17 protein-coding genes are annotated in these 19569 nt (G+C 37.6%); 2 read left to right on the forward strand and 15 right to left on the reverse strand.

All coding sequences use genetic code 11. From position 1 onward, the window contains the following. Positions 1 to 3: 3 nt before the first annotated feature. Entirely contained in the window at positions 4 to 1452 is a 1449-nt protein-coding gene (cls, locus tag LC095_RS14710; protein WP_226528854.1) for a cardiolipin synthase, read from the reverse strand. A 171-nt stretch (positions 1453 to 1623) separates the two neighbouring features. On the opposite strand from cls, the gene LC095_RS14715 reads away from it, so the two are divergent. Further along, on the forward strand, positions 1624 to 2916 hold the full coding sequence (locus LC095_RS14715; protein WP_226528855.1) for an aminotransferase class I/II-fold pyridoxal phosphate-dependent enzyme: 1293 nt from the start codon (positions 1624 to 1626) through the stop codon (positions 2914 to 2916). Between the two features lie 131 nt (positions 2917 to 3047). Here LC095_RS14715 and LC095_RS14720 read toward each other — a convergent pair whose 3' ends face one another. The 13 genes from LC095_RS14720 to LC095_RS14780 all read right to left on the reverse strand — a co-directional run bounded on the left by LC095_RS14720 (position 3048) and on the right by LC095_RS14780 (position 17587). Then, a complete protein-coding gene (locus tag LC095_RS14720; RefSeq protein WP_226528856.1) occupies positions 3048 to 4184 on the reverse strand; it encodes a mannitol-1-phosphate 5-dehydrogenase in 1137 nt (378 codons plus the stop codon). Between the two features lies 1 nt (position 4185). Beyond that, entirely contained in the window at positions 4186 to 4617 is a 432-nt protein-coding gene (locus LC095_RS14725; protein WP_226528857.1) for a PTS sugar transporter subunit IIA, read from the reverse strand. 3 nt (positions 4618 to 4620) lie between these two features. Next, positions 4621 to 6726 (reverse strand): BglG family transcription antiterminator, encoded by a 2106-nt coding sequence (locus tag LC095_RS14730; RefSeq protein WP_226528858.1) that lies wholly within the window; start codon positions 6724 to 6726, stop codon positions 4621 to 4623. A gap of 350 nt (positions 6727 to 7076) precedes the next feature. Next, complete coding sequence (locus tag LC095_RS14735; RefSeq protein WP_226528859.1) at positions 7077 to 8519, reverse strand: PTS mannitol transporter subunit IICB; 1443 nt, start codon at positions 8517 to 8519, stop codon at positions 7077 to 7079. Positions 8520 to 8961: 442 nt separating this feature from the next. Further along, entirely contained in the window at positions 8962 to 9852 is an 891-nt protein-coding gene (rbsK, locus tag LC095_RS14740) for a ribokinase (protein ID WP_226528860.1), read from the reverse strand. Between the two features lie 29 nt (positions 9853 to 9881). Next, positions 9882 to 11159 (reverse strand): TRAP transporter large permease, encoded by a 1278-nt coding sequence (locus tag LC095_RS14745; RefSeq protein WP_226528861.1) that lies wholly within the window; start codon positions 11157 to 11159, stop codon positions 9882 to 9884. A gap of 18 nt (positions 11160 to 11177) precedes the next feature. Further along, positions 11178 to 11654, reverse strand: a complete 477-nt coding sequence (locus LC095_RS14750) for a TRAP transporter small permease (protein ID WP_226528862.1) — start codon at positions 11652 to 11654, stop codon at positions 11178 to 11180. A 25-nt stretch (positions 11655 to 11679) separates the two neighbouring features. Continuing rightward, positions 11680 to 12723, reverse strand: coding sequence for a TRAP transporter substrate-binding protein (locus LC095_RS14755; RefSeq protein WP_226528863.1), 1044 nt, complete (start codon positions 12721 to 12723; stop codon positions 11680 to 11682). 14 nt (positions 12724 to 12737) lie between these two features. Next, positions 12738 to 13217: an RpiB/LacA/LacB family sugar-phosphate isomerase gene (locus LC095_RS14760; protein WP_226528864.1), complete on the reverse strand. Its 480-nt coding sequence runs from the start codon at positions 13215 to 13217 to the stop codon at positions 12738 to 12740. Between the two features lie 87 nt (positions 13218 to 13304). After that, a complete protein-coding gene (locus tag LC095_RS14765; RefSeq protein WP_226528865.1) occupies positions 13305 to 14306 on the reverse strand; it encodes a LacI family DNA-binding transcriptional regulator in 1002 nt (333 codons plus the stop codon). 434 nt (positions 14307 to 14740) lie between these two features. Beyond that, positions 14741 to 15721: an ABC transporter substrate-binding protein gene (locus LC095_RS14770; RefSeq protein ID WP_226528866.1), complete on the reverse strand. Its 981-nt coding sequence runs from the start codon at positions 15719 to 15721 to the stop codon at positions 14741 to 14743. A 2-nt stretch (positions 15722 to 15723) separates the two neighbouring features. Beyond that, positions 15724 to 16509, reverse strand: a complete 786-nt coding sequence (locus LC095_RS14775) for a heme ABC transporter ATP-binding protein (RefSeq protein WP_226528867.1) — start codon at positions 16507 to 16509, stop codon at positions 15724 to 15726. A 13-nt stretch (positions 16510 to 16522) separates the two neighbouring features. After that, positions 16523 to 17587 carry a FecCD family ABC transporter permease gene (locus LC095_RS14780; protein ID WP_226528868.1) on the reverse strand — a complete coding sequence of 355 codons (1065 nt, stop codon included), beginning with the start codon at positions 17585 to 17587 and terminating at the stop codon, positions 16523 to 16525. A gap of 66 nt (positions 17588 to 17653) precedes the next feature. On the opposite strand from LC095_RS14780, the gene nikR reads away from it, so the two are divergent. After that, positions 17654 to 18067, forward strand: a complete 414-nt coding sequence (nikR, locus tag LC095_RS14785; RefSeq protein ID WP_226528869.1) for a nickel-responsive transcriptional regulator NikR — start codon at positions 17654 to 17656, stop codon at positions 18065 to 18067. 114 nt (positions 18068 to 18181) lie between these two features. On the opposite strand, the gene LC095_RS14790 is transcribed toward nikR, so the two are convergent. Then, a complete protein-coding gene (locus LC095_RS14790; RefSeq protein WP_226528870.1) occupies positions 18182 to 19162 on the reverse strand; it encodes an HD-GYP domain-containing protein in 981 nt (326 codons plus the stop codon). Between the last annotated feature and the right edge of the window lie 407 nt (positions 19163 to 19569).

Below are 19569 nucleotides of genomic sequence, written 5' to 3' on the forward strand. Positions count from 1 at the left end.
ATATTATAAGATTGGCGAAAGAAGCCGCGAAACAGATTCTTTAATCCGGATTGTTCTTGAACGCTGAACATAGGCCTCGATGGTTAATTGTCTTGATTTCTCCATATCCTCGATAAATGACTCATACAGCTTTGTCGCTATATCAACATCATATAAAAAGGCATTCACTTCAAAATTCAATCTAAAGCTTCTCATATCAATGTTTGCTGTTCCCACTGATGCAATTTCATGATCAACGACAATTGTTTTTGCATGGATAAATCCATTTTCATAAATGTAGATTTCAGCTCCGGATTTTAATAACTCACCAGAGTATGAAAGTGTTGCCCAATACACAAATGGATGGTCAGGTTTATCCGGGATCATCAATTTCACTTCAACACCTGATAAACACGCAATCTTTAAGGCATCCAAAATACTTGCATCAGGGATAAAGTAAGGTGTTTGGATGTAAATAGACTCACTCGCTGATGAAATCATCTTCATATAGCCATTTTTAATTTGCTCCCATTCTGAATCAGGTCCGCTTGTCACGATTTGGATGCTGCTATCACCTGTTTTCGGCTGCTCCGGAAACAATTCAGGACTGTAGGAAATCACCCGTTTTTCTGTTGCTTGGTTCCAATCAAGTATGAACCGGGCTTGAATCGCATGGACAGCTGTTCCTTGAATTTTCAGGTGTGTATCACGCCAATAGCCAAAAGACGGATCAAGCCCCAAATATTCATCACCAACATTAAAACCTCCAACATACCCGATGTTTCCATCAATAATCACTAATTTACGATGGTTTCGATAATTAAGCCGCAAATTGATCCATCTAAGTTTTGATGGAAAAAACACTTCAACTTCTCCTTCTGCTTTCCGTAGTTCTTTAAAAAATCTTGGCCTTAAGCTTCTTGACCCAAGATCATCATATAAAACCCTGACCTTCACACCTTGCTCTGCTTTCTTTGTTAACGCCGAACCTAATCGTTTGCCAAGTTCATCCTTTTTAAAAATATAATATTGAAGGTGAATATGATGCTTTGCCTGCTCGATATCCTTCAATAATGTTTCAAATTTCTCATTTCCATCTGTAAATATCTCGACTTCATTATCGTCTGTTAACAAGGCATCATTATTGAGCACATGCATGTTAATCATTTGCTTATATTTTTTGGCGATCTCACTTTTAAAAACAAACGAATTATTTCTAATCTCTTCTAATTGAGTAGCAAGCAGCTTATCAATTCCAAGCTTCTTCCGATCTTCCCATTGAAACATTCGATATCTGCTTAAATTTTGACCAAATAACAAGTACAGCAAAAACCCCAATAACGGAATAAAAAACAAGACCAACAGCCATGCCCAAGATGATGAGGCATCTCTTCGTTCTCTAAAAATCATGACAATCGCAAAAAACGTATTTAAAAGGAATATAAACCCGAGTAAAATTGAACCAATTTCCATATGAATTCCTCACATCTCTTTTTCTACTATCAATCATAGTATATCTTGAAAGATAAATTATTTGTCAGTTTTTTTCATCTAACTACTGTGAGAACACTCTTCACTGTGATAAAATATCTCTTAATGAATTTTCAAAAATTTTTATTTCCTATAGAGGTGAAAAAAAGGATCATGAATGAATTAGCACAAGCTTTAAATCAAGCAATGAAAGAAGATAACGAACACGTTTATAACATGTTGTCTCAGCTTGGAAAGGAAATGTTCTATCCAAAAGGTATCTTAAGTCAATCGGCAGAAGCAGGAAAAAAAGCTCATCGTTTTAATGCAACAATCGGAATTGCAACTGAAAACAATCAGCCTATGCACTTTCAACACTTGCAAGACCTTTTTGGCGATAAAGTAGCACCAAAGGATCTTTATCCATATGCACCACCTCAAGGAAAAGAAGAATTACGTAAAGTATGGCAGGAAAAAATCTTTAACGATAACCCAAGTTTAAATAAAGATGTCGTAGGTTCACCAATTGTCACAAATGCCCTTACTCACGGTTTAAGCATTGCAGCAGATTTATTTGCTGATGAAGGTACACCGGTTATTGTACCTGATAAATATTGGGGAAATTACAACATCACATTTAAAACACGCCGTGGTGCAACTGTTGCCACCTTCCCATTATTTAATGAAGAAAACGGTTTTAACACAGCAGGTTTAAAAGCAACAATCGACGCACATAAATCATCCGGTAAAGTGATTGTTCTTCTAAACTTCCCGAACAATCCAACTGGTTATACACCGTTGGAATCTGAAGCAAAAGAAATTGCCGCTGTCCTAACTGAAGCAGCAGATGAAGGGTTAAACATCGTTGTGCTGATCGATGATGCTTACTTCGGATTATTTTATGAAGACTCCATGACTGAATCCATTTTCAGTTACCTAGCAGATGCTCACGAGCGTATCTTAGCCGTAAAAATTGACGGAGCTACAAAAGAAAACTATGTATGGGGCTTCCGCGTTGGTTTTATCACATATGCGAGCAAATCAGCGAACGTGCTGAATGCATTAGAGCAAAAAACTAAGGGTCTTATCAGGGGTACAATCTCAAGCAGCTCACACCCTTCACAATCACTGATTTTACAGTCATTAAAATCAGACGAATTTGCTGTTGAAAAAGAACAGAAATTCGCTTTAATGAAAAGCCGTGCAGACAAAACAAAAGAAGTGCTGGCAAAAGAAGAATATCAAAAATACTGGACATACTACCCATTCAACTCAGGCTACTTTATGTGCTTGAAGCTTCACAACATCGATGCTGAGAAATTACGTTTGCATCTGTTAGATCAATATGGAGTTGGAACCATTTCCATCAACTCAACCGATTTACGTATTGCGTTCTCTTGTGTAGAAGAAGAGGATATTGAAGAATTATTTGACTTAATCGCTCAAGGTGCTGCTGATTTGCAGTAATTTGTGACTGATAGGATGCTCACTGCCGTTTGGTAGTGGGCATTATTTAGTTTTTCAGGTCGATTCAGCCTTTATCTGGCTCAAATTATCAAAAAAGCCAGCACCATATTAGATGCTGGCTTTTACCTATACTAAAACTTCTCCGCTACGCTCACAACTAACGGATGATCCATCGCTAAACCTGAAACCTCACTAAATGCTGCAGCAGTGCCTTTTTCCTCGACCATCTGCTTAAGAGTTAGAGATTCCTGATCTTCCTCAGAAACAAACTGCAGGGCAGCTACGATTACCTTTACAAGGTTCTCTGGTACGTTACCGAATTCATCTATATACTCCAGTGCTGGTGCAACCAATCGGTCTTTTGCGCCAAGCTTACGTAGAGGTGCTCTTCCTACCCTTTGTACATCATCGACAATATGAGGGTTAGCAAAGCGTCCAATGATTTTTTCGATGTAAGTACTATGCTGGTCTGCGTCAAAACCATATTTTGTTGTTAACACTTTTCCTGTTTCACCAAGAGTACCAAGTACGTCCTGCTTCACTTCATCTTGGGAGATAGCTTCTGCAATTGTTTTATATCCAGCTAGGTTACCTAAGTAAGCTGTTGCCGCATGACCTGTGTTTACAGTAAATAGCTTACGTTCGATATATGCTTGAAGATTATCCACAAATAGAGCTTCTTCAATCTTAGGTTGCTCACCCTTAATCCCAGTTGAATCGATGACCCATTCATGGAAAGGTTCAACCAATACATCTAGTAAGCGTTCATTGTTTTGATTTGGTACAATGCGGTCTACTGCTGAGTTCGGGAAACCGACATTTTCTTCAACCCAAGCGACTTCTCCTGCACCAAGTTTTTCAACAACATGTTTTTTTAGCTCACTGCTTCCACCGACCATGTTTTCACAGGCAATGACATTCACCGGGCCTCCGTTCATTTGCTGACGTTTTTTCAACCCTTCAGCAATAAGCGGAGCAACGAATTTTAGGATGTTTGGTCCGACAGCTGTTGTCACGATATCCGCTTTTGAGATCGCCTCAACAACAGCATCAGGGTTTTGCTGACTATTAATTCCTGATACATTTTCAACAAAAAACTCCTGCTTATCCTCGTTTGCCAACATCACCCGGTACGCTTTTTCTTTGTTTAATTCATTGATTAATGTTTCATTCACATCAACAAATTCGACCGCATAGCCTGATTGATGTAACAATAAGCCGATAAAACCTCTTCCGATATTACCGGCACCAAAATGAACTGCTTTCAAGTTAGTTCACCTCGCTAAGAAGTTCGATGATTTCCTCTTTTGATTGTGCTTGGACAAGTTTTTCTACATTTTCTTCTTCAGATAACACAATCGCGATTTTTGAAAGGATTTCTAAGTGTTCGTCACCTTTTCCGGCAATTCCAATTAAAAATTTCACGATGTTTCCGCCGCCGAAGTCAACGCCGCCCGGTACTTGGATAACAGATAAGCCTGAGTTTAGCACAGCTGATTTTGCATCTTCTGTTCCGTGTGGGATGGCAACAAAGTTCCCCATATATGTAGAAGATAATTCTTCTCTTTGCATCATGGCATCAATATAAGAAGCTTCTACATAACCTTTTTCGACTAAAATTTGTCCTGTTGCTTTAATCGCATCTGTTTTGTGATCAAATTGTTGATTTAATAAAATATTTTCTTCTTTTAAAATTGACATGTATTAAACACTCCTTAGTTGTTGTAAATAGTTTGTGAAGTATTTTTGGCTTATATAATGAGATAATCCACTCTTTGTCGCTTTTTCAAACATATGGATACTTTCTTGTGACTCAATAATAATTGCACTAATAAAGCTCATGATTTCCAGCTCTTCTGCCTCAGCATTTTCAGGTGCAATGAGCAAAAGAATTCTCGATACTTCATTTAATTCATTGTCCATTGCCCTTAGCTTCATCGGTGTTTGAAGATCAATCATGTGGAAGCTCGGTCTCACAGCAGCCTCATTTCGCGCGTGAAACAGAGCCAGCTTTGTTTCCGGAATGGCAAGCCCTCCTATATGCTCCCGTTCCAACAGTGCCTCTACAATTCTTTGTTCATTGTCTACAAGTCCTATTTGCTTTAGCTGCTTACTGACAGGTAGTAGAATACTTTCAACATGATTTGTGTTATTCAGTTGAAAAACTTCGAGTTCCTTCAAAAGTCTGATCAACCGTTGTGACTGACTTGTAAATCGTTCATATTGTTCAAAGCTAATTGTAATGTCTACCCGTTCATCAGATTCTTCAAACGACGTACTTTGTTCGATTTCAAGACCCTTTTCTTCAATATATCCTTTGATTTTTCCCAACTCTTGAGTCGTTAAAATTGGACTTACTAGCAGATAATCTGTTGAAATGTCCTCGATTGGTATTGTTGAAAGAATGAGATCATATTTGGTCACATCTGTTTCCTTCAGTTCAAATGCTGATATATTTCGCAGCTCTGCAATATGTGGAAACTGATTGTTAATTTGCGTTGCCAGCATTTTTGACGTGCCAATCCCACTTGAACAAATAATAAGTGCTTTTAATTTCCGGATCGATTTCCTTTTATTTAAGGCTGCTCCAAAGTGTAATACTAAATATCCTATCTCTTCCTCAGGAACTGCATCAAATGGAAGAGCTACTTTTACAGCTTGTTGAACAACTCCGAAAAGCTCATGATGATCACGTTTTATTTCTTTTAATAACGGATTCGTGATTTTCATTCCTTGTTTCAGGCGATACACCGCTGGCTGAAGATGGGCAAGCAAGCCATGAAATAAAGATGTATCATGCTTTAATTCTTTGTTTGTAAGCTGTTCTACTTGTTCAATTAACCTTTGTACAAGATAAGCAATCTCAACATTTTCATCCTGAATATCGACTTTACCTTCGAACCGCAGCTTTGCACCCCGCAGATGCATCGTAATATATCCTTTTTCATCCTCAGGAATCTGAATCTGAAAGGTCTCCTCAAGTTTTCCGGCAATTTCCTCTGCAAAGGTAAATTCCCTTGATACTTTTAATTTTTTTAGATAGTCACCTTTTATTGTGATGTTTTCACCACGTTGTATACGCTCAATTGCAAGTGCAAGGTGAACAACAAGCCCAACATATGAGCTGTCTGCCAATGGGTATGGCAGGCGTGAATTAATTTTGTTAATTAAATCCTCAATGATGATGAGCTTTTCCTTTTGTACAAGTCCCAGTAAACGCTCAGATATGGAATCAATCTTATTTGTTGATTTTCGTTCTATATTTTCCCGTACCATTCGTAAAAAGTCCGGCACATCAAACCTGTCAGAAATTAAGCTTTTAATAGCCTTTCGCTTTGCTTCTTCCGAACCTGTCAGTTCAATTCCATACCCTCTTCTTCTAATAAGAGTAAGGCCGTATTCTTCAACAAATGGCTCCATTTTATCTAAATCATGGCTAATCGTAGCTGTTGTCACGCCGAGTTCATTCGCCAAGCTTTGGAGCTTAATTGGATCATGATGATCAAGCAGTGTACAAAGGGCAACAATCATCCGCTCATCTGGCGTGTATTCTTTATAATCCTGCTTTTGAATCGCAAACCTTAGTTCTGTGAGACTTGTTTCACTTCCCACCATTTTGATTCCGATCCCCGCCCGCTTCACGAGCTGAAGATTGAATTTATGCAGGACAGATTCAATATTTTTCAAATCACGATGAATCGTCCGCTCACTAACATCGATTTGTTCAGCAAGCTCCTTAATCGTCACTTCCTGATCTGCGTCTTCCATCAGCAATTGCACGATCAGACGCTCTCTTGCGGAAACAATCATGGAAATCAACTCTCTTTTATATGAGTTATTGACATAGTTTAATTATACGCATGTATATATACAGGTTTCAAAAGATAGAAAGAGCAGTTTTTTCAATTATGTTGCTGACATTATTTAATTAGAATGTCCTTTGGGTTTAAAAATACCCTGGGTGAAGCGGGTTATTTTCAATTTTTCGGATTTATTTTTGATTTTGAGATTTTATTTACTATTCTGTAAATTCATTTTCAATTTTCAAGTTTTATTTGCTATTTGCCAAAATCCGACACATTTCATCATGCATTCATCAGCACTAACATAAAAATGGTGCCACTCCCCACCAAGGTAGCCGCACCATTTTTTTCACGATCTTATTTTAGTTTACCCACAATTTCATCATATTTCGGGCTATTTAAGAAATTATCAACAGATACGTGGTATGCAGAAGGTAATTTAGCTTTTGCACGATCTGTTAAATCTTTGTGTGTAATAACGATATCAGCATCAGAAGGAATGTTGTTGATTGATGTATTTGTCACATCTACTCCTTCAATCTCTGCTTTTTTCACTTTGTTACGTAAAATAGATGCACCCATTGCACTTGAACCCATACCTGCGTCACAAGCGAAGATGACTTTTTTCACATGACCGAAATCGAACTCTTTAGAAGTTGTTGCTACCACTTCAGCTTCCGGTTGTGCTGTAAGATTGCTGCTTACAGAGCTTTTCTTCCCTTTCATTGCTTCCATTTTCGCTGTAGCTTCTGTTAAATCTTCTTCTTTTTGCTTGCTTGTTTTTAAAATAAGTGATGCAACTAAGAATGATACAGCTGCAGCTACAATGACACCTAGAATTACTCCTACGTAGCCGCCTCTTGGCGTCATTGCTAGTAAAGCAATGATACTACCAGGTGATGGACTTGCTACTAAACCAGCATTGAAGATTGAGAATGTGAATACACCACTGATTCCACCTGCGATTGCTGCAAGAAGTAACATAGGTTTCATCAAGATGTACGGGAAGTAGATCTCATGAATACCGCCCAGGAAGTGAATAATCACTGCACCAGGAGCTGTTTGTCTCGCCGAACCTCTGCCAAAAAACATATAAGCTAAAAGAATACCTAAACCAGGGCCAGGGTTTGACTCAAGTAAGAATAAAATAGATTTACCTGCACTTGAAGCTTGCTCAATACCGATCGGGCTTAAAATACCGTGATTGATTGCATTGTTTAAGAACAGAACCTTTGCCGGCTCGATGAAAATACTTGCTAATGGCAGTAAACCTGCATCAAAAATACCTTGAACTGCGCCTGCTAATACCTTGTTTAATCCTTCAACAACAGGACCAATTCCAACTAGGGCAGCTAATGTTAACAGTGCACCTAAAATACCTGCAGAGAAGTTGTTCACGAGCATTTCAAAACCTGAACGAACTTTATCTTTTAATAAGCCATCAAGCTTTTTAATTAAGTATCCACCAAGTGGACCCATAATCATGGCTCCTAGAAACATCGGGATTTCCGCTCCCACGATAACCCCCATTGTTGCGGTTGCACCAACGACACCACCGCGGACATCGTATACCATCTTACCACCTGTGTAACCGATTAATAGTGGAAGTAGGTATTTGATCATTGGATCAACTAATGATGCTAGTGTTTCATTTGGCGCCCAGCCTGTTGGGATAAATAGTGCTGTAATAATCCCCCATGCAATAAAAGCACCGATGTTTGGCATGATCATTCCACTTAAATGGCTACCAAATCTTTGTATTTTAACGCGAAAATCACCTTGCTTTTGATTCGCTTCCATGTAAGTCACCTCTTTGTTATTTCTTGTCTTAATAATAAAGCGATTTCAGTGGAGAAACAATTTAAACTAAATTCGATTTTGTCTGACACAATGTTGACAAGATTAATTTTGGAAAGAAGTGTTAGGATTTTGTCAATGGGTAATAATGTCGAAAAGTCTTTATATTATTTGTTCTTTATCTAATCATCTATACATGGGATTAGTGACGTGAAATTTTTTTGCCGTTATGAACAAAAATAAGCTCTGGATCATTTCATCCAGAGCACTCATCATATGGTTAATTATTTCTTATTCTTTATAAAACAGAAGGACTCTCAGCCAAAACTAACCTTTTGTAGGTGCAAATGTTTTCCCCTAAAATTCAATAGCTTTCTCCTATCCTAGTAAAGAAGAACCAAATTCATAAAAATCTATACGACTATACAAAGTGTGTGACAATTCCCTACAGATGAATCCTTTTATCCTTTATTTCTTCGATTAAAGGCATCCCAGTTTGCGCTCCCATTTTCATCACTGACAATGAAGCAGCATGGACTGCAAATAAAATAGACTCTTCTAGATTTTCTGTTTTAGCATAAGCGACAGCTAGCGCACCATTAAAGGTATCGCCGGCTCCTGTGGTATCGACAACTTCAACTTTTACCGCAGGGACTGTTTGCTTTTCATGATTAATATGAAAGTCTACTCCCTCTTCTCCTTTTGTCACAATGCATTTCGCTACAACCTTATCCCTTTCTTCAATAGGAATATCTGCTAATAGTCGCTCAAACTCAGATTCATTAGGTGTTATGAAAGTAACGCTCTCTACTAATTTTTTCGGCAACTTTTGATAAGGAGCAGGATTTAAAATGACTGGAATTCCGTATTTATTAGCAATTTCTGTTGCTTTAATAACCGTATGAAGTGGGATTTCTAACTGAATTAACAACAAATCACTTTTAGCAATAATGGACTCTCGGCTCTTCACCCATTCAGGTGTTACTTCATAATTAGCTCCCGGAACGACGATAATACGATTATCTTGTTCAGAAATAGTGATAGAAGCTGTACCTGTTTCTTTAGTAGAAGATACCTTTACAAACTCATCATGTATATCTTCTTGTGTTAGTATGTCTATAAGTTGTTTTCCAAAAGAATCATTCCCTACTTTTCCTAGCATATATACTTCTGCACCTAATCTAGCAGCAGCAACCGCTTGATTTGCTCCTTTACCACCAGGAAAGGTTAAAAAGGATTGACCAGTGATCGTTTCTCCTTTTTCAGGAACGCGTTTTGTAACAGTAACTAAATCCATATTGAGACTTCCGATTATTGTGATTACAGGTTTTTTCATAATTTATCACCTAGATTTAAGATTTCTTTCTATTTCATTAGTAAATTAGGCAAGAATAAGACAAGCTGAGGGAATAAGGCAAAAATAGCTAATAATAACACTAAGACTAAGAAAAACGGCCATACTTCTTTTGTAAATTGAAAAACTGATGTTTTTGCGATACTTATTGCTACATACATTAATGTTCCTACCGGTGGGGTAATCGTTCCAATCATCACGTTAATGGCTAAAATGACCCCAAAATGTAAAGGATCAATGTTGAATTGTGTCAAAATTGGCATGATAACAGGTGTCGTAATAATGATAATTGCCATACCGTCTAGGAAACATCCTAATACAAGAAGAATCAACATTAAAAGTAGTAAAGCGACAATCGTTGAATCAGAGATATTTTGGAACATTGCTAATACTTTTGCTGGTCCTTGTGCATATGCCATTACCCAAGCAAATGGTGCAGAAGCAGCGATGATAACCCCAATTGAAGATGACATACTAACCGCTTCTAATAATTTTTTAGGCAATTCCCTTAGTTTCAGATCTTTATAAACAAAAAGACCGATAATTAAGGAATAGATAACAGCAATTACAGCTGACTCTGTTGCCGTAAAGAATCCCGTGAAAATTCCACCAACGATAATAACTGGCATTAATAGTGCCCATAAAGCATCCCTAAACGCTTTAATAATCTCTTTTAACCTTGCTCTTTCTCTTTTCTCGAACCCTCTTTTTCTAGCAATCATGTAAGATACGATCATCAATGAACCACTCATTAGTAACCCAGGAATGGCTCCCCCTAAAAATAACTTCCCGATCGATACACCTGCTAGACTTCCATAGAGAATCATCGGGATACTCGGAGGAATAATAGGTCCTACCGTCGCACTAGCACCTAGGATCGCTGCTGCAAATCCTTTACCATAACCTCTTTTGATCATCGATGGAATTAAGGCAGATCCAGTTGCCGCAGCATCTGCAACCCCAGACCCAGAAACTCCAGACATAAACACGTTAGAAACAACGGTTACATGTGCTAAACTTCCTCTAATATGACCAACGAGCACTTCCGATAAAGTAATTAACCGTTTGGTAATACCTCCTGCCTCCATTAATGTACCAGCCAAGATAAATAACGGGATGGCTAACATCGGAAAGGAGTCAAGACCTAAAGCAAGTCTCTGCGGAATAGCTTCTAACGGAATTGTCCCTTGTGCGAGAATTGCAATCAAAGCAGAACCTAATAATGAAAATCCAACAGGAACACCTAAGAGAAGTAGCCCAAATAAAGATGCAATGAGTATAATAAGCATAAATCCTTTCCTCCTTTCCTATGTTGGATTACTTATTTTTTTAATAATAATTTGATATAGCTCAATTAAGGTATAGACGATTAACAGAAAACTAGCTAACGGTACGACTAGATAAACAAACCCTGTGGGTATTTCTAAACTTGTTGTTGGTACACCCCAGGTTTGAATGGTTAAACCCCAACCATATTTTAATAGAATAAAAAATAAATATAGTAGACCTAAACGTACGATTATTTGTATAATGGCGTTCACTTTTTTTGGTAACAAACTACTAAGAGCATCAATCACGATGTGTTTTTTATGTTTATAAGCCACGACTGTTCCTAAAAGGACTGACCAGATAAATGTATACCTGGCCAGTTCATCCGTCCAAACTAAGGAAAGTTCAAAAAATCTTGCAAAAACCCCCAGAGCTACCGAGATGCACATGATCGTAAAAAACACACTGCTTACAATTTCCTCTATATTGAAAAACATTTTTTTAGCAAGCTTCATGGCTCATCACTCCAATATTTCTTGGTTATTCCTGGGCTGATTTGATTTTCTCGTAATAACCTTTCCCTAATACGTCTTCAAAAGATTTATACGTGTCTTTTGTTGCCTCTTTAAATGCTTCAATATCCACTTCTACAACTTCCATGCCTTCTTCTTTTAATATTTCTAATTCTTCTTCATTGGCTGTTAACTGTAGCTCAGACATATATTCTCCGGATTCATTCATCGCTTCTGTCACAATTTTCTTTTGGTCTTCACTTAGCGTATTCCACCATTGTAAGCTAACCACCGGAAGTTCATTTTGAGACATATGACCAGTAAGGTTTACATATTTTTGAACTTCATGGAAATTGTTAGTATAGATTTGATTTACAGAGTTTTCTTGCGCTGCAATGGTTCCACTTTTTAGAGAGTAATACACCTCAGAGATATTCATTGGCGTTACGTTAGCATCCATGATTTTAAATGGCTCAGTGTGTGCTGTTGCGTCAGGTGTTCTAATTTTCAATCCTTTTATGTCCTCAGGAGTTTTTACCGGCTCATCACTCGTTGTTACATGACGATCACCAACCCACCAAATCGCTTCAGGAAATGCTACTAATTTTGCATCTTCTGCTTGAGTGGCAATTTCTTTGTATGCTTCTGATTTACCTAATTCAACAAATGTTTTATATTTTTCACGCTCATTTTCTCCCTTAATCACATAAGGTAGTGTTAAGACTGCTGCTTTAGGGACAAAATTAGAAAGAACCGCTGCAGATGGTATTGTTATTTCAATTGTACCAATTTGAGTACTTTCAACTAAATCTTTCTCACTTCCAAGTTGGCCACCAGGAATAACTTCTACTTCCATCGTTCCATCTGATTTTTCTTCTACTATTTCTTTAAACTTTACGGCACCTTTGTGGATAGCAGATTGGTCGTTTGTTACGTGACCTAATTTAATTTTCATAACCTCTTTCCCTGAACCAGAGGCGGCATCTGTCGACGATTCTGTTGAGTCACCACATGCAGCTAAACCAAACAACAAGATCATGCTCACAATTAATGTTAACGCTTTCTTTATCATTATTTTTTTACCCCCTATTTTTTATTTACTTCTACTAATTGCTTTGCATATTCCACTTCCATAATGGAAAGCTTTTCTACTCTTCTTCTAAATTCTGTCTCCGTGCTAAACTCTGCAGTTAAAAAGGATTCAACCAACTCTTTTACTAAAGCAGGACCAATGATTTGAGCACCAATACACATAACATTCACATCATCATGTTCAACACATTGATGTGAGGAATAGATATCATGACATACGGAAGACCTGATTCCTGGAATCTTATTTGCTGCAATTGACGCTCCTACCCCAGTCCCACAAACAAGGATTGCCTTATCCGCTTCTTGAGCTAGCACTTTTTCGCAAACAATTTTTGTAATGTCTGGAAAATCAATGGGTTCTGGCGTATAGCTTCCACAGTCGGTTGCTTCATGTCCTAACTCTTTTAATACTTCAATCACATGACCCTTCAACGGAAACCCTGCATGGTCCCCTCCAACCGCTATTTTCATCATTAAGCATCCCCTTTTTACTAATTTGATATATATTTAAACGTTTAACTAACCTTCAAAAAAATGGCGTTAAACGTTAAAAACACAATATTAACACCCACAAGATTTTCTAGTGACCATTTCTGGATCAAGATATTGAATACTTTGTACTTCCTCCTGATCTCCTTGAAGAATATTGATGATGTTTCGGGCTGCTAATACACCCAGTTCATAGGCCGGTTGCCTAATACCTGACAAAGGTGGATCTACGATATCAGCCCATTCAGGATCATCAAATCCATATACAGCGATATCCTGCGGAATATTCAAACCCTTTTCTTTCATATATTTATAAGCTCCTAGAGACATGGAGTTATTCGAAATAAATAATGCATCTACTTCAACTTCTGACTCAATCATTTTTTTCGTTACCTCATAACCACTTTCAATATCAAGTTTCCCCTCAAATACAAGTTCCTTTTTAACGGGAATTCCATAATCATCAAGTGCTCTTTCATAACCAATATATCGATCTCTTCCAGTGCTAAGATGCATAGGGCCAGTAATAATTCCTATCTTCTTGTAGCCATGTTTAATTAGGTGTTCAGTTGCTTGATATGCACCCTTAATATTATTGGTCATGACCATGTTCGAGGTTATATGATCTGGGCAACGATTTAGAAATACTAGAGGAACGTTCGCATTGATTAAGTCGTTATAATGCTCTCCAGTTCCTGCTGAGGAAATGATTAAGCCATCTATTCGTTTTCCCATTAGAACATTCATATATCTTTTTTCTTTTTCCACATCTGAATCTGTACTACAAAGGAGAACAGTATAGCCCTCTTCATTTAACGTGATTTCAATCCCTTTTACTACTTTCGATATGAAATTATTAGAAATATCTGATATGAGTATTCCTATTAATCTTGATTGGTTCACTTTCAAACTTTTAGCAATATCATTTGGTTTGTAGTTAAGCGTTTTCATAGCATTCAACACTTGTATTTTCAAATCTTCACTAACATGTTTTGTCTCATTTATGACATTGGAAACGGTTGCGATAGAGACGTTAGCTAGTTGTGCAACTTCTTTTATTGTTGGTTTTTTCAACTTGTTCACCATCTTGTTTGTATTGTTAAACGTTTAAATTAAATATATATGTGATTCTCTTTAATGTCAATACATGAATTATTAATAACTTTGACATCTACTTGAGAGAAATAATTATTTACTTTTTATAAAATTCAACTAAGTTTATTCACTATCATATACACTGTGTGTATCAATTAAGAAAACATTATAAATTGAGGATATCTAATAAGCGTTCTTAAATTAAAGTGTACGAATAAATTTAAACGTTTAAATAATGTATATTGCTATTATTATGCGAGGTCAACTGTTTTTGGAATTCATTTTTATATTCATAATTATTTTCGAGAAAACCTAGAATTTATAGACCCCTATAAAATAAAAAACACACTCTTTTTACTAAAAGAGATGTGCCTTTTTTTGATTATTATACACAGATTAAATCATGAATACTATTATTCAAATTTCTCCGGATAAAATCCTTTTGCCAGGGTTTCAACGGCATATGCCATTCGGTCTCCTGGCAGGACGCTTTCTAATGTGATAGAGACAAACCGTTCATTTTTTACACTGTCCAGCTGTGAAAGAGCCGGGTCGTTTTTAATGTCTTTTATTTTTTGTTCTAGTGATGGAGCATCATAATCATGGACTACAATGACATCCGGCTGTCTGGCTAAAACTTCTTCATAGCTTACGGTTGTCCATTGTTTATCTGTGATATCGTCAAAGACGTTTTTTCCGCCGGCAAGTTCGATTAAAAGTGTTTCGAAGTTTGTTCCACCTGCTGTGAACACCCCGTCTCCCCCGCTATCATATACGAGCACCTTTACTGGTTCCTGACTTGGAACCTTTTCTTGAACTGCAGCAATTCTAGCTTTTTGATCAGTAACAAAATCGGTTGCGACATCTTCTATTTCAAAGATTTTGCCGATATCATGGATTTCCTGATAGATCTCTTCTAATGTGGTCGCACTGTTCATGTACGTTTTGATGCCAAAGCTTTCAAGCTCCTCCACATCTAAACCTTCTCCACCAAATTCCCAATCAATTCCATAGATAAAATCTGCTCCGCTTGTTGTAACTGCTTCCCGGGTAGCGGAACCGTATGTTAGTTCCGGAATTTTCTTGTATTCGGCCTCATATTCAGGAAGAGGACCCCGGCTATGATTGTCCAGACTATTACCGATAACATAATCTGTCAAACCTAATGCAACGAAAAGCTCTGTACTATTTGGGCCCAAAGTTAATACGTTTTGCGGTTTTTCTGTAATGTCTAAATCCCTGCCGTAATTGTCAAATGTCAATGTTTCATAGTTTGCAGTCTTTTCTTCTGATTCTTTTTTCATCGGTTCACTTGAAGTAGACTGACATCCAACTAGTATACCTGTCATCACGATAGCTAACGCTGTAAATCCTAAAAAGTGTTTTTTGCTCACATTCAGATCTCCTTTTTATCTAAACTTTTAGGTAAATATGTAATCGATACCTTATTTGTTTTTGGGTGGACCATTACATCGACTTGAATACCGTACACCTCGTAAATGACTTCAGGTGTGATCATTTCCTCCGGTGTCCCGGCTTTGTATAAACGTCCTTTTTTTAACACATACATTCGATCACAATAAAGTGCGGCAATATTCAGATCGTGGATGGCAGCCAAAACGGTTACACCCAACCCCTTAACTAAATCAAACATTTGCAATTGATAGTAAATATCTAAATGATTTGTTGGTTCATCTAACAGTAAAAAGTTTGTTTGCTGGGCCAATACCCGTGCTATGAGCACTCTTTGTTTTTCTCCACCTGAGAGCTGGATATAATTTCTTTGGGCTAAATCTTCAATACCCGTTTGTTTTAACGCATTTGTGACAATCTCTTTATCTAGTTGTGTATCCCCTTCAAACAGCTTTTTATATGGGTTACGTCCCATTGCGACGATTTCTTCTACTTTAAAATCAAACGGAATGGAGTTCTCTTGGCCAACAACTCCAATGTTTCTGGCAATCTTTTTTACTTTCATTGAAAGTAAATCTTCATCATCTAATCGAATGTCACCAGCATCAGGCTCTAGAGCGCGATAGACCGTTTTTAGGATGGTTGATTTCCCGCTTCCATTTGGCCCTAACAACCCGACAAACTCACCTTTCTTCACATGGAGGCGAATATCTTCAATGATTTTTTGCTCATCATAGGAAAAGCTTACCTTTTCTACTTGCAACTTCATATTTCCACCTCTTTTATGTCCGAGAGTTTCTTTTTAGTAACCAAATAAAAAACGGTCCACCGATGATTGCGGTTAAAAGGCCAATTGGCAATTCCTCAGGTGCGATGACGATTCTGGCTACAACATCTGTCCAAATAACAAAAATCCCTCCCAATAAGGCACTTACAGGGAGAACTTTTTTATGATCTGATCCAATTAATAACCTCGTAATATGCGGAACCATTAATCCGATAAACCCAATCGAACCGCTGACAGCAATCGTCGTACCTGCTAATAGGGAGGCAACTAACACAAGTATTTTTTGCACCCGCTTCACATCAGTTCCCAATGTACCTGCGGCCTCTTCTCCTAAAAGCAGAGCATTTAGCGCACGGTATTGAATCAGAAGGATGCTCATACAAAAAAGAATGACCACAAGTGGGAGTGTTAAATAGCCCCATTTCGCTCCAGCTAAACTACCGGACATCCAAAACGCCGCATTATGGAGACCCAACGCATTCGGGGCACTTAAGGTGATCACATTTGTGACTGCATCCATAATCATAGCAACCGCAACACCTGATAATAATAACTGTGTGATATTAATTCTGCCTCTGACCCTGGAGATCGTATATACGATCATAATCGTTGCTGCTGCTCCAATAAATGCACTGATTGACAGAGCATACGTACCAAAGAATGAAAAGACCCCAAACAGCATGCCTAATGTTGCTGTCGCAGATGCTCCTGAAGAAACACCAAGTATAAATGGATCTGCCAAATGATTTCGTACCAACGCCTGCATGGCAACACCTGTTACCGCTAATGAAGCACCAACAAGCATGCCCAGTAAAACCCGTGGCAAGCGCAAATTCCACACAATGTTTTCATCAAGCCTTGTCCAGTTAGGATAAATAAAATCTGTTACAAAAGGCAGTTTGCTCATTATTATTTTTGCTACGGTACCAGGATGAACAGAAACCGGACCGATCCCAATGGCAAGAATGATTGAGATCAAACTTCCTATGAAAAGAAGTAATAAAACAAGCTTCATATTTGGTTCCTTCTGTTTTAAAACTGTGTTATCATGTTGAGTCATCTTTTATTACCCTTTCATTTGCTTTACAATATAGATAAAAATAACAATCAAAGGAGCTATACGACTTTGGAAGACAAGAAGCTTACAAGATTTGGTGTTTCTATGGATGAGAAATTACTCCAGAGCTTTGATCATATAATTGAGGAAAAAGGCTATCAAAACCGTTCAGAAGCTGTTAGAGATCTAGTGCGGGATGCAATTTTTCAGCATAGCTGGGCAAATAATACAGACATTGTAGCAGGTGCAATTTTACTTTTTTATAATCACCATCAAAATAAATTATTAAATGACATGATGACTATACAGCATGATTATCACGAAACTATTATTTCAACAACTCATATTCATATTGATCATCATAATTGTTTAGAATTAATCGTTGTGAAAGGAATCCCGGCTGATTTAAGAGCATTAAGTGATAAGTTGATAACGCTAAAAGGTGTTTTATACGGAAAATTAACCGCTTCACCACTTGTTTGAAATCGTGTTACTTTTTTAATAAATTGTAACATTATGCATTTTATATGTACAGGTATAGTTACATACTTATCAAATCCAAAAAGGATTCAGAATGTACTATTCTGAATCCTGACCTTACTCGTTCACTACCCTTTTTATCACAACAGACGGATTTTCCGCTAAATCCATCTCTTCTCCATTCGTTAAAAAACGTATGACAGGTCTTTGTAAATGCTGATTGATCCTACTAACAATGGCCTGTTCCCCGGTATATAACTCGACCTTTGTGCCAGGTATATAGGATGGAACACTATTTACAAAGGCCTGGACCACTTTAAAGGAAAACTCTTCATCACTTTTTGTCATAATGTATTCTAATGCTTCATGAGGCGGCATTTTATTATTTGATAGTAAATGATCATAAACATTGGCAATTCCCACGACTTGGGGAAGCTCTAAAACAGCTTGTCCTTTCAATTTTCTTGGATATCCTTGGCCGTTTATCCATTCATGATGTTGATAGGCAATATGTGCGGACAATAAACTCATTTCCCTATTTTCTTTTATGATGTCAAACCCTTTTACTGGATGTTCTTCTTCCTGATCCGTCACCGCCTTGCCGATATCGTGCAATAAAGCGCCAAGAGCCAAGTCTCTTAATTGACCTTGCGTGTAGCCTAAATGTTTGGCTATTTGTAAGCTTAAGAGCGCCACATTTACTGAGTGAGCATACCGTGCCAAGCCTGTTGATAATGAGGTGGTTGGCACAAGGATAATTGTTTTATGAGCAACTACTTCTTTAATAAGAGTTGCAACAGCCCTTTGAAGAGCTACTATATGTAATCGTTTTTTATTTGAGGCATCTTCAAACGCCTGCTGAACAACAGCAATTGTATCCATCCATGTTGGCATATCAAGCATTTCCTCAAGGGTAATACCCGTTGACTCAGCATCCTCGACAACAAGAGTTGATACACCTATTGCTTTGATCCGCTCTAAATAATTAGGATGAATCGTTCTTCCTGCCGTTAATAACACCCTTCTCATCCGATCATAAATCGGCATCGCCAGCTGCATCGTTATGGGATTATAGTCCTCGATATCGATAAATCTCATTATATCTCCCTCATTTTATGTTGTTCCAGGCTAAATCCCCCTGTTCATCTTCTTAAACTATACCATGTGGATAATTAATACGGAATGGCAATAAAGCACTCATTACCATTCCACCGTTTTCATTTTTTGGATGTGTAATAAAATAATTGAATCACACTAAACAACACAAGGAGCAGAAAAGAAATAAAGGTTCCTAACTTACCAAATACCTCTATGGCAGGAAAATTGCTGTGAAATGCTTGAGATGGAAGCATCCAAATACTTAAGGTCAAACAGAAAATCACGGTAATTGGCAATAAATTTTTCAACAAATTTGATCACTCCAGGAAAGAGAAAGTAGTAGGTGTGGAAAGGAATCTTTATAAGGTATGGAGATTTTGGGAGGATGTGACGGGTGCAGCAGCCTA

Origin of the sequence: Metabacillus niabensis (assembly GCF_020524345.1) — a bacterium.
Taxonomy (GTDB): domain Bacteria; phylum Bacillota; class Bacilli; order Bacillales; family Bacillaceae; genus Metabacillus; species Metabacillus niabensis_B.